Genomic DNA, 12,163 nt, shown 5'->3' with positions numbered 1-12,163 from the left:
TCCTTTGAAAAACAGTCGAGTTTAAAATTGAAAATGTTGTGTAACTCACAATATTTTCGGAAATAATTATGATAACTCCTTTATGGTGAGCCAGCTTTTGTTAAGAGCTTTTGAAAAACGCATTGTGAAAGGTCTTTGCGTTTTTTTTACGCTTTGTTTTTTTCTAAATATAAGCAGTGAGGATGTGTTTCGCATTGCCCAAAACCAATATAAACGGATATAGTATGCATTACACGGATCGTGGAAAAGGGACGGCGATCCTGTTCGTTCATCCTCCAGTGTTGACAAGTTCGAATTTTCAATATCAAATTCAGGAATTGTCTGATCGTTTTCGTACAGTCGCTTTTGATATTCGGGGTCATGGTCAAAGTGAGCCTTCCAAGAAAGCGATTACCTATCCGTTAATTGCCGAGGATATGAGGCAGCTCATGGACGAGTTGAAGATAGAGAGGGCATTTTTATGCGGTTATTCGATAGGTGGCTCCATTGTGCTTGACTTTCTGTTAGCCTATCCTGATCGATCCCTGGGCGGCATTATCATCGGTGGCATGTCGGAAGTTGGCGGTAGGGAATTAAAAAATAAAATATCACTTGGACATATGTTCTCCAAGCTGGGATTGATCAGTCCGATTGCTTTCTCCACTGCTTGGAGTCAAGCTCATAAAAATTTATCATTGTTCTGGACGTTGTTTAACGATGCCAGAAAAGGAAACGCCAAAAACGCGGAGCAATATTACAATTATAGTCTGCACTATAACTGTACAGCACATTTGCAGGAAATAAATCATCACGTCCTGTTGATTTACGGAGAGAAAGACAAACTCTTTTATCCATATGCCCGGTTGTTGCATGAACGATTGCCCCAAAATGAGCTGATTTTTATCGAAGATATGGATCATCGAATTCCTACGAAAGCAGCCAAACCATTAAACCGATTAATTAGCCAGTTTGTAAACCGCTTCTGAAAAATTTCAGGAGCGGCTATTATGATATAAGGTCTTCATTTTAGGTTGTGTGTTTTTAAAAGATACCCGCTTTTTTCGATGTTTCTTTGATCCCATTGGCTCCGTTAACTACAGTTTTACCCCAATCAGTCAGACTGCCATTAGGTCCTGTTACAAGATCAAGATAGGAAAGGTCGGAATTGTTACCATACCAGGACCAGGCTAACCAGCCTATACCTTTGGATTGGCCGTATCTCATGATTTCTGTCTCATCGACATCCGCTCCCTGATGGTAACCGCCAAATTCACCAATAATCAGTGGAAGTCCTTTATTCAGAACGTTATCAATATTGGTGCGTACAGTTTGAGCATCTTTACCAGCGAACTCATACATATGGATGGAGAATACTGTATTCTTCAATGTATCAGCTGCAAAAACAGATGTACCATAGTCCGTGATAGACTGAGGATATTGTCCCCATCCGGCACAATCGACGATTAGCGTATTTTTGATTCCTGCGTTTCTGAGCTTGGGAATGGCTTGCTTTTGTTATTCAGTATATTTTATTAGTTAGTTTATAAATATTGAGATTTTAATGTATTTATTACAATTTATATATAATTAAAGCGTATAATTAAGTGATTTTATAATGTTTATTAGATATAATACTAACATTGTTATTTATTTGTTAGTTTGTTTAGGCGATTTATTCATTAATTCTCACCTTGAATAAAGGTTGGTGTGACTAATATTATGGAGATGCGTAAACAGTTTTAATCAAGGGAGGGTTTATTCAGCAGATGAACCTAAATCCGTAATGGATAACTTAACATCGAAAGTTACTGGTATTTGACTGAATTTATAATCCCAATCATTCTTTACTTTTTTCCACGCTTGAGGTTGCTCAATATATAAGCGCTCGCCAAAACCCGCAACATCCACTTTATATTCCGATTGTAGCTTGTGCATAAGAGTTTTAATCCTTCTTGTTACTTCCTTTTCAAACTCTTTCTCAGCCTTTTTCATGTTTTGTGTCTTAGTCGGGTCCATTTCCTCATCCCAGTCTTCAATTAAACGCCCTTTGGATTCAATCTTGACATGAAAGGAGATGTCGTTTCCCTCGGTCACCTTAGTTGTTATTTTGCTATTTACCGATTTGATCTCATAAGTTATAGGTTGATTCCGCTCATCGTATATTTTGATAGCTCCACCCTCAACATCATCTTTAATCCATGCAATACTTTCCACGTCTTGTTGCCCCAAATTGCCGATCCAGTGGCCAGTGTCTCCCTTAATAATGCCAGCACCTGAAAATTCAAATTCTCCCTGGGATTCTAAAATGTTTTGCAAAATATAGCTTTTTTTGGAATGCATCAACCCATCCAGTTCAGATAAATTAGTTCCTCTCATCATCTTGCTGGTTCTAAAATGGTTACGAAGCATATACAAAAGATGAAAGGACGGGACCTCCTCCTTATATTTTGTAACTAATGTGTTAGCTGCTCGTTCCTTACTTAAGAAAACCATGCAGCTTGGGCGAATATCATTATCACGAAGCACAAAATCCATCAATTGCTGGATCGTCTGTTGTTTCGCCAGTTCGGTGGAAACCACGATGACCTTTAGATGTTGACCAATAATCGGACGATCCAGGCGGAGGGAGAATTGCCGGAAGATTTCAAGTACAGAATCCCCGGTGCCAGCGATATTTATATAGTTTGGTCCTTGTCCACCGCCTTGTTTACCTGCGCCCCCAAAAGTTTTTTTAGGGACGATTTGCACGCTGGCAGTAATTTTATTTTTCTTGAAGTAACTGCTGCCTTCCTTCTCCAGATCTTGTTCCAATGGACTGAGTTCACCCTTGTCCAGAGCCAGTCCTGTATATATGCTTAGTTCCTCCACTTCTTTGCTGCTCCAACAACCAACTTGAGTTACCAGAAGAATGAAGGCAAGCAGCAAAGATAGGATATGTCGTCTATACATTTTGCTTCATTCCCTTCTTCCTGATCATAAATACGATTGAAAGAAGTACCGGAACCAGAAAAAATAAAATGATTCCCATGTACCCGATTGCATCGCCGAGACTAAACACTTCAGTCATACGTACAGGAGTCATTGTGGAGATAAAGATAACCGGGATTAGGCCAAATATTGCATAACGATATTTAAGGCCAAACACCTGTGAGATACCTAAGGATGCATTGAAGAAAAAACTGCAAAAATTACAAAACATTTGCATCATCCAGATCACCAGCAGCGGAAATTCAAGGCGTTCAAAAAGAAATCCCGGGATTTCAAAACTGCGCATTAAATTAAAGGTGGGCCAGGTACTTGTCACAGTAGAGTCCACAGATAACCCGCCGACCACCATAACGACTGTCAAAAAGTACAAAACCCAAGGGATGCTGATTCCCACTACCATGGCCTTGACTGCTTTTTCAGGGTGCTGCAGGAACGCGACCAGTGTCATGATCACCTCACAACCAGTGAAAACAAGGACAGTCGACTTTAGCCCCTTAATTACTGGAAGCATACCTTCACTTAAAACGGGACGCAGATGGTCAATTTCAAAGACCCTTAGGCTAAGGACAAAACAGAGGAGCAGAAAGAAGAGACTGATCGGGAGTACAATCTGGTATAATCGCGCGATGGCATTAATGCCTCCAAAAACCAGATAACTTCCCACCCAGATGAATGGAATCACAATCGCCCATATGGGTGTCCCTTCAAGCAGAAAATATATCGTCACTTCAGCTAAAACGCGAATCTCAAAGCCGGCGATGATTAGATAATATATAATTAATAACAGACTTAAAAATCCTCCCGGAATGATACCCACGATTTTTCTGGAGTATTGATACACGGTGCTTCCGGGAAACTGCTGGCTTAATTTCACCATTAGCAAGACCACCAATATGACAATACATCCGCCGATCAGGACAGAAAGCCATGCATCAGGAGTCTTTACTGTTTCAGTTACACCTCTCGGTAGTGTCAAAATCCCTGCGCCCAATACCGTATTGGTCAGGAATACTGCCGCCTGTTTGGTTGTGATCTTATCATCAGAGCGTGTAAACACTATAATTCCTCCTTCCTCCGGGTACTATGATCTGCGCTTGTTTTGCTGAGTTTTCATCATCACGGGTCTTCGCTTCATCAGAGTCAAAGGAGCTCGAATAAACAGATCCTTCCAGTCGTTTAGACGAATAGGGGAGAAGGGAGTAATATACGGTACCCCAAAGCTCTTCAGTTTCGTCATATGGATACAAATTAGCAGAAAGAATAAAACCGTACCGAACATGCCCAGAATGGCTGCAAAGAGCATTCCGGCGAAACGCAAAAGACGCAAGGTAATACCCGCACTATATGACGGTATCGAAAACGAAGAAATGGCAGTGACCGAAACCACAATCACAAGAAAAGGGCTAACAATGCCCGCATTTACAGCAGCGTCGCCGATGACCAAGCCTCCCACAATGCCCATCGCAGGGCCAATGGGTTTAGGCAATCGTATGCCGGCTTCCCGCAGGATTTCGATAGAGATTTCCAGAATCATAACTTCTATGACAGATGGAAAAGGGACACCTTGACGGGTTTCAATGATACTAATGACCAGCTTGGTCGGAATCAAACCGGGATGAAAAGATATAAAAGAGATATATAAAGCAGGACCCATAAGCGCTATAAAGGCTCCGCAAAATCGTAACACACGTAAAAGTGTCCCTGGAATCCAGCGCTCATAATAGTCCTCCGGAGATTGAAGCAGCATACTGAAGGTTACTGGAACAATGAGCGCAAAGGGGGTACCATCAAGCAGAATAGCTACTCTTCCTTCCAACAAAGCACTCATGACACGGTCGGGGCGCTCAGTGTTGTGAGCCTGCTGGAATGGACTTAAATAATTGTCTTCAATAAGTTGTTCCACATAACCGGATTCAGGTAAAAAATCCATGTCTATTTTTGAAATTCTGTGGTTCACTTCTTGAAGGAGCTCCGGATTCACAATATCCTTGATGTACGCGATAACCAGATCTTTTTTGATTCTGCTTCCAACCTGGAATTTCTTTATTTCCAGACTTTTATTTAAGCCTTGGCGTCTAAGCATCGAAGTGTTTTCACTTAATACTTCCGTAAAGCCGATTCTGGGACCCCGAAGTAATGCTTCAGAGGTCGGTTCATTCACTGATCGAACAGAACCGTTAGGGGACCCGACCAGGAGTGCTTCCTTCATTCCTTCAATTATTAATACGGTATGGCCTAAAAGGGTTAATTCGTGCAGATTCTCCATATCTGCAACTTCACTAATTTGCGTAAGTGGCATCAAGCTTTCTTTTATAAAAGATTTACTTATACGTTCCGGCTGCTCCTGTTGGCCCTCAAACATCAATACCTGCAATACCTGCTTGTTTATAAGTTCCTCATCCTGCATACCTTCTATAAAGATTAACACGGACCGTGCATGAAATTTCTTCACCATAAACTCACGAAAATGCACATCACTATTCTCGCCTATCGCCTCTTGGATGGATTTCAAGTCGGCATCATAATCCCCCGTAATTTTGGAGCCTGGTTCCTGCTGCTGATCACCGTGGTCTTTGTCATCCTTAGGACGGTCAGCAGGTTGTTTGGAATTCGCTCCCTTACTGCCTACAAGTGAATATATCGAGGTGTTTATATAATAAACCAATAATGGAAAAATCAACGCGAGGCCGGCCTGAAATAATGTAACCCAGCTTGGAATATAAGGTACTATTTTAGACCACATGATGATAACCCCCAAATGATTCAATTCATTTTATTTCCCCGTAGAATAGCAGGTTGTCCATAAAGTATTCCTTGTAAAGGATTTATTTACTCATTAAACTGTCTGATGACTTGCTATCTCCTCATACTTTGCGGAAACCTCGTTCTACGCTACTTCGTCAGTTGACATGAATAGTAAGACTATGTTAATCTCCAATCAGGAAAACGATTACTCAAAATAATTATTTGAGGGAAATAATATGAAAAAAAATCAGGTGTCAATAAAAGATATTGCCAGATTGAGCGGGGTTTCTGTAGCAACGGTTTCCCGTGTTATTAACGAGAATGGTCGCTTCTCTGAGGAAACACGACAGAAGGTTAATGAAGTAATCCAAAAGTATCAATATGAGACCAATAGTGTCGCCAAAAGCCTGCGGATGAGTAAATCGCAGACGATTGGCGTTTTAGTGCCGGATATTAATAATGAATTTTTTTCGGTCATTGTACAAAAAACGGAGAGCTTCTTTTTCAAACAAGGGTACTCTACCATTATATGTAATACTGCCAAGGATGCGGAGAAGGAACGAGAATATCTGAAAACTTTGGATGGGAAAATGGTAGATGGCCTGATCTGTATTTCGGGACAGGAGGAGCTTTCCGCAGAATTGCTTAAACGGCCCATTCCCATTGTATGCATTGACCGTCGACCGAAGATTAATACGAATGTAGCTTTTATCGAGTCCAATCATTATGAGGGTGGATTTCTGGCGACAGAGGAGCTGATTGACAAAGGCTGCAAGGATATTTTACTGCTGACCAAGCAAAACAATCTTTCCTCTGTTAATGAGCGTCTACACGGCTACAAAGATGCTCTGCAAAAGCATGGACTATCTCCATCTGAGGACCGCTTGGTTGCAGTTCGTAATGATGGGCCTACTTTGGAAGCCGCACAGGCTGCTATTGAGCGCGTCTTGGAAAAAAAACTCCGGTTTGACGGCATTTTTGCTACCAATGACTGGCTAGCTCTGGGCGGATTGCTGGCGTTACAGAAACACGGAGTACAGGTTCCCGGTGAAGTCAAAATAGTAGGTTTTGATAATGATACAATTTCCCAATACTGCAATCCACCGTTGACTACAATTGAACAGGATAAAGAAACACTTGCAGATCAAGCCTGCAATACGCTGCTTCGTATGCTGAGTGGAGAAAGGCTGGAACAGGAGCAGCATTATTCCGTCCCGGTACGCTTGATACAACGCAGTACCACCTGATTTCGTGTTCAGATAACATCTTGGATTAGCCACGGGAGAGGTAACGTAAGGTATGTTCTATCTCACATAGTGTAAGATGGTTCTACCACGTTATTCTTTTCCCGTGCAAGATCCGACAAAAAAATGTTTGACAACAGTATCATTAAATGATACTTTAATTACGTCGAATGTAATCGTTTACTCAAACGAGTACAGAAATCAATAATACGTGAAAGAAAGCAACGCGTGATGGATTTCAATCCATAACTGTTGCTATTATTTTCAATGAGTAAACGTTATCTCAACTATTTTTCTCATTACCAAAGGGCAAAAAAAACATTCTAATGAGTTTTGTGGAAATTGTAAAATATATTATGAGATTTGAGTAATCGTTTACTCAAATTTCTTGAAAAGGGTGAGTATTAATGAGTATGCTATTATGTCCTTCCATGATGTGCGCTAATTTCAGGTCATTGGAGCATGAAGTAAACGCACTGGAAGAAGCGAATGTGGATATTTATCACATTGATATTATGGATGGTAGATTTGTTCCTAATTTCGGAATGGGGCTTCAGGATTTGGAGTATATCTGTAAGCAAACCCAAAAAACAGTAGATGTACATTTGATGATCGACAACCCTTCCGCCTATATTGATTTGTTTGCTGATAAGGGTGCGGACATCATTTATTTTCATCCGGAGGCTGATATGCACCCGACACGCACAATTGACCGAATAGTTGGCAAGGGAAAAAAGGCAGGGATCGCTCTTAATCCGGGAACCGCCCTTGCTGCGGTTGAACCTTTGCTTGGCATGATCGATTATGTGTTGGTCATGACCGTAAATCCCGGCTTTGCGGGTCAAAAATATTTATCCTTCGTGAACGACAAGATCATAGCACTACACGCATACAAGCTTGAAAAAGGACTGAATTATACAATCGTGGTAGACGGTGCGATCTCCGAAGAGAAGATCAACGAACTGGCAAGCTACGGCGTTGAAGGATTTGTTTTGGGGACATCCACTCTGTTCGGCAAAGATGAACCCTACAAAACCATCATTAACAGATTAAAAAATATCTAATTTGGGGAGGAATAGAGCCATGAAAATTGCCATTGGGAGCGACCATGTGGCTGTAGAGCTTAAAGCGATTATTTCGGCTTATGTTAATGAACTGGGTCATGAGGTCATTGACTACGGGCCGGAAAATTCGGAAAGAACCGACTATCCGAAGTATGGGAAGCTTGTTGCCGAGGCTGTAGTCGGAAAGCAGGCTGACGCAGGTATCCTGATTTGTGGCACAGGTGTGGGGATATCCATCTCGGCCAACAAAGTGAAGGGAATTCGGGCTGTGGTATGCAGTGAGCCTTATTCGGCACAGTTGTCCAAGCAGCACAACAATACGAATGTTCTTGCATTTGGTGCGCGTGTCGTCGGAAGCGAATTGGCGAAAATGATTGTGAAATCATGGCTGGAGGCTGAGTTTGAAGGAGGGCGCCATGGCGACCGCATCAAGATGATATCCGACATCGAGGAACAGCATTTGTGCTGATCAACAACTGCTTATAAAACATAAATGATATGGAGGAGATTACAATGGCTAAAAGATTAATCGCGAGCACAAAGAGTGACATTATGAAATTTAATGCAGCAGATTTGAAAGAGTCCATCCTGGCTTCAGAAGGACGCGTCATTATGGGACAACATCTTGTAATGATAAACACCGGTTTGGTTGATGGTGTCACTAATGCAGAAATCCAGGCTGCCTACGGCGCAGATATGGTTATGCTGAACGGCTTTGATATGATCAAGGAAGAATCCAATATCGGATTGCGTGAAATGAAGCATGGTAAGCTGGCTGAGAAGCCGTACAGCCTGAAGCAAATCAAGGAATGGGCTGGAGTTCCGCTTGGTATTTATTTTGAGTGTCCAAGCCCTGATGCACAGGTTGCGGGAGAGCAATATGTAGAGGCAAAAGAAGGCAGAGTCGCTTCCAGAGAGAACTTCCTGCGTGCCTTGGAGATCGGAGCCGATTTTATCGTACTTGGAGGAAACCCTTCTGCAGGTACAACCTTTGAACGAATCATTGAGGCTACCAAGCTGGCAAAAGAAACGCTAGGGGATAGAATCTTAATCTGCGCCGGAAAATGGGAAGACGGCACCATCGAGAAGGTGCTGGGCGATCCGCTGAGCAAGCGACCTTCCAATGATATTATCAAGGATTTGATCGATTCTGGTGCTGATGTTATTACGTTGCCTGCACCTGGCTCCAGACATGGCATTACAGTAGAGCATGTCAGACAGTGTGTAGAGTTTGTCCATTCGTATAAACCCGGAACTCTTGCTCTTTCTTTCCTGAACAGTTCGGTTGAAGGGGCAGATGTTCAAACGATTGCCTTAATCGCACTCATGATGAAGCAGACGGGGGCGGATATCCATGCTATTGGAGATGGTGGTTATGCCGGAACACCTCTTCCTGAGAACGTATACCAGCTTGCACTATCCATTAAAGGACGCAGACATACAATCAAGAGAATGGTAGGGAGAAGCCGGTAACGATTGACCCGTGTAATTTAAAGACTCTATATTCTTTTTGTACTCCTTGGAGTGCGCGTAGAGTCTTTGGATTACTACCATTTATGTAAACGTTTACTTTCATAGAAATATGCCAAATGAGGATTAAAGGAGCGAGCAGCATGTCCAATGAAAAACTGGCAAAAGACATTTTAGCGTCCGTTGGCGGAGAAGGAAATGTCTCTAGCTTGGTGCATTGTGCCACTCGGTTGAGATTTAAATTAAAAAACAAGGATCAGGCCGACAAGAACCAGACACAAAATATTCCCGGAGTTATTACAGTTGTTGAAAACGGTGGACAATATCAAGTGGTCATTGGAAATACGGTAGGCGACGTATATAAAGAAATTTTAAAGATCAGCAGCATTGGAGATGACGACAAATCGGATGCAGCCGCTGCTCCTGAAGGCAACTGGTTCAACAAAACGGTGGACATTATTTCCGGTATTTTCACACCATTTTTGGGGGCACTAGCAGCTTCCGGGATCTTGAAAGGGCTTTTATTAATGCTTGCCTCGTTGGGATGGCTCACCAAAACAGGTGGTGTCTATTCGATCTGGTTCGCTGCTGCAGACAGTATCTTTTATTTCCTGCCGCTGGCGATTGCAGTCACTTCTTCGAGAAAGTTTGGAGCGAATACATTTGTAGCGCTTGCATTAGCGGGAGCTCTGGTATACCCGAATATTATTACTTTGTATAACGATAAAGCGGATATTACGTTCTTCAATATTCCTGTTGTTCTTATGAGTTATACTTCTTCGGTTATTCCAGTGATTATCGCGGTTTGGTTACTATCCATTCTGGAGAAATTCCTGAATAGAGTTATTCATGATAGCGTGAAAAACTTTATAACGCCACTTATCTGTCTTATGGTCATTGTTCCCTTGACTCTGATCGCGGTTGGACCGATTGGAATATATGCGAGCTTGGGACTGGCTAAGGGTTACACTTTCTTATATAATTTGAGTCCGATTGTAGCAGGAATCATTTTGGGTGCTGGGTGGCAGCTGCTGGTAGTTATGGGTCTTCACTGGGCGTTTGTGCCTATTATGTACAATAACATTGCGGTATACGGTTATGATACCATGAAACCATTAATGGCACCTTCTAACTTTGCACAAGCAGGTGCGGCACTGGGTGTATTCCTTAAAACTAGAAATCCAAAAGTTAAAGCGATTGCAGGCCCTGCGGCAATAACCGGTTTGTTCGGCATCACGGAACCGATCATCTACGGGATTAGTATTCGCTACAAAAAACCATTCGTATGGGCTATTATCGGTGGTGCTATCGCCGGGGCGATCACGGGTGCTTCGGGTTCCGTGGCCATTGCTCCAGGTATCCCGGGCTTGGCATCCCTGCCGATTTTCTTCGGTACAGGATTCGCCGGATTCGTAATTGCTATTACGGTAGCTTATGTATTCACAGCCATTACCACATATTTCTTTGGATTTAATGATTCCATGGAAAAAGAAATGGTTGCAGTCCATGAAGAGAAAAAAGAAACTGAACCAGCTCCTGTGCTGACGAATGAGACCATTTCCAGCCCGCTGACAGGTGTCGTCAAACCGTTATCCGAGATATCTGATGAAGTGTTCTCCACGGGAGCCATGGGTAAAGGCGTTGCTATTGTACCTGAGGAGGGCAAGCTGCTCTCGCCATTCAACGGAACGATAGCTAATGCCTTCCGTACAGGCCATGCGATTGGCATTGTGTCGGATGGAGGAACAGAGATTCTGGTTCACATCGGCATGGACACCGTCAAATTGAAAGGACTACATTTTAAAACGCATATCGCTGAGGGTGATCGGGTAACCAAAGGTCAATTGCTGGTCGAGTTCGATATTGAGGAAATTAAAGCTCTGGGCTATGACATTACTACACCGATTATTGTGACCAATACAGCTGAATACTCGGATGTTAAGATGCTGGGAAATAACCGAGTACACACGGGAGATTCATTGCTGGAGGTCAAGCTATGAAGACTATTGAAAGACTAAATCAAGTCAATGCACCTTTGGTCATTTATGAGGTAATGAGTAAAGCGTTCCGTACGTATGGGAGGCTGCTGACTCATTTTAATACCGCAGAGCTCACCAAGTATGCAAAAGAAACCACTAGCGTTCCCAATCAGGGAAATCATTATGTACCCTCGGTGGCAGAACTCGAAGCCTTTGGCGTAATTCGTCAGATTCAAGATGAGGTATACGGCCAACTCCCGATTCAGGCTGGCTTTTGCACAGGGCAGAATACGGGCCTGACCGGGCTGGAATATCATCAGGGCAGCGAGGTGGTGATTGCCGCGACGGACTGTATTCACCTTGTCGGCAGAGTGCAGGACATTGAAAATAATTCCTTTGGCAGCGGAAATGTTCAGGCTTTTTTCCAACCCAAAAACACGGTGGTCGAGCTATATTCTACGACACTTCATTATGCTCCTTGCAAAGTTGACAGTGAAGGGTATTTGACAATAGTGCTTCTCCCGGAAGGAACTAATATGCCGCTTGTATCTGGAGAAAGCAGCCGGGGGAATCCATTGCTTACGAAGAAAAACAAATTTCTTATGGTTCATAGTACACAGACGGAAAAAATCGCGGTCGGGGTTCATCCCGGGCTGCACGGCAAGCTGCTGAATATTTCATCAATTTGAGTCAA

10 protein-coding genes and 1 pseudogene are annotated in these 12,163 nt (G+C 42.8%); 7 read left to right on the top strand and 4 right to left on the bottom strand.

Going from position 1 to position 12,163, the window contains the following annotated elements; genetic code table 11:
- The first annotated feature begins 194 nt into the window (after positions 1–194).
- Positions 195–965, top strand: coding sequence for an alpha/beta fold hydrolase (locus ABH897_RS16100; protein ID WP_404592385.1), 771 nt, complete (start codon positions 195–197; stop codon positions 963–965).
- Between the two features lie 55 nt (positions 966–1,020).
- On the opposite strand, the pseudogene ABH897_RS16095 reads toward ABH897_RS16100, so the two are convergent.
- The 4 genes and pseudogenes from ABH897_RS16095 to ABH897_RS16080 all read right to left on the bottom strand — a co-directional run.
- A pseudogene (locus tag ABH897_RS16095) lies at positions 1,021–1,491 on the bottom strand (cellulase family glycosylhydrolase); the annotation flags it as partial.
- 243 nt (positions 1,492–1,734) lie between these two features.
- Complete coding sequence (locus ABH897_RS16090; RefSeq protein ID WP_283654538.1) at positions 1,735–2,928, bottom strand: Ger(x)C family spore germination protein; 1,194 nt, start codon at positions 2,926–2,928, stop codon at positions 1,735–1,737.
- Positions 2,921–4,024 carry a GerAB/ArcD/ProY family transporter gene (locus ABH897_RS16085; protein WP_283654539.1) on the bottom strand — a complete coding sequence of 368 codons (1,104 nt, stop codon included), beginning with the start codon at positions 4,022–4,024 and terminating at the stop codon, positions 2,921–2,923. Before ABH897_RS16085 ends, ABH897_RS16090 begins: the two co-directional genes overlap by 8 nt.
- A 24-nt stretch (positions 4,025–4,048) precedes the next feature.
- Positions 4,049–5,710: a spore germination protein gene (locus ABH897_RS16080; RefSeq protein ID WP_404592384.1), complete on the bottom strand. Its 1,662-nt coding sequence runs from the start codon at positions 5,708–5,710 to the stop codon at positions 4,049–4,051.
- 238 nt (positions 5,711–5,948) lie between these two features.
- Here ABH897_RS16080 and ABH897_RS16075 point away from each other — a divergent pair, with 238 nt between their 5' ends.
- The 6 genes from ABH897_RS16075 to ABH897_RS16050 all read left to right on the top strand — a co-directional run bounded on the left by ABH897_RS16075 (position 5,949) and on the right by ABH897_RS16050 (position 12,158).
- Positions 5,949–6,959 carry a LacI family DNA-binding transcriptional regulator gene (locus ABH897_RS16075; RefSeq protein WP_283654541.1) on the top strand — a complete coding sequence of 337 codons (1,011 nt, stop codon included), beginning with the start codon at positions 5,949–5,951 and terminating at the stop codon, positions 6,957–6,959.
- 404 nt (positions 6,960–7,363) lie between these two features.
- On the top strand, positions 7,364–8,020 hold the full coding sequence (gene rpe, locus ABH897_RS16070; RefSeq protein WP_404592383.1) for a ribulose-phosphate 3-epimerase: 657 nt from the start codon (positions 7,364–7,366) through the stop codon (positions 8,018–8,020).
- A 19-nt stretch (positions 8,021–8,039) separates the two neighbouring features.
- On the top strand, positions 8,040–8,489 hold the full coding sequence (gene rpiB / locus ABH897_RS16065) for a ribose 5-phosphate isomerase B (protein WP_283654543.1): 450 nt from the start codon (positions 8,040–8,042) through the stop codon (positions 8,487–8,489).
- Between the two features lie 44 nt (positions 8,490–8,533).
- On the top strand, positions 8,534–9,493 hold the full coding sequence (locus tag ABH897_RS16060; protein WP_283654544.1) for a DUF7916 family protein: 960 nt from the start codon (positions 8,534–8,536) through the stop codon (positions 9,491–9,493).
- A gap of 140 nt (positions 9,494–9,633) precedes the next feature.
- On the top strand, positions 9,634–11,490 hold the full coding sequence (locus ABH897_RS16055; RefSeq protein WP_283654545.1) for a beta-glucoside-specific PTS transporter subunit IIABC: 1,857 nt from the start codon (positions 9,634–9,636) through the stop codon (positions 11,488–11,490).
- The gene (locus tag ABH897_RS16050) at positions 11,487–12,158 is read left to right on the top strand and encodes a DUF4867 family protein (protein WP_404581172.1); all 672 of its coding nucleotides are present in this window, start codon (positions 11,487–11,489) and stop codon (positions 12,156–12,158) included. The genes ABH897_RS16055 and ABH897_RS16050 overlap by 4 nt, the downstream gene beginning before the upstream one ends.
- The last annotated feature ends 5 nt before the right edge of the window (positions 12,159–12,163 follow it).

Origin of the sequence: Paenibacillus sp. RC73 (genome assembly GCF_044908085.1) — a bacterium.
Classification (GTDB): Bacteria; Bacillota; Bacilli; order Paenibacillales; family Paenibacillaceae; genus Paenibacillus; species Paenibacillus terrae_A.
Note: the sequence above shows the minus strand (reverse complement) of the source record. Positions and strands in the feature narration are given on the sequence as shown.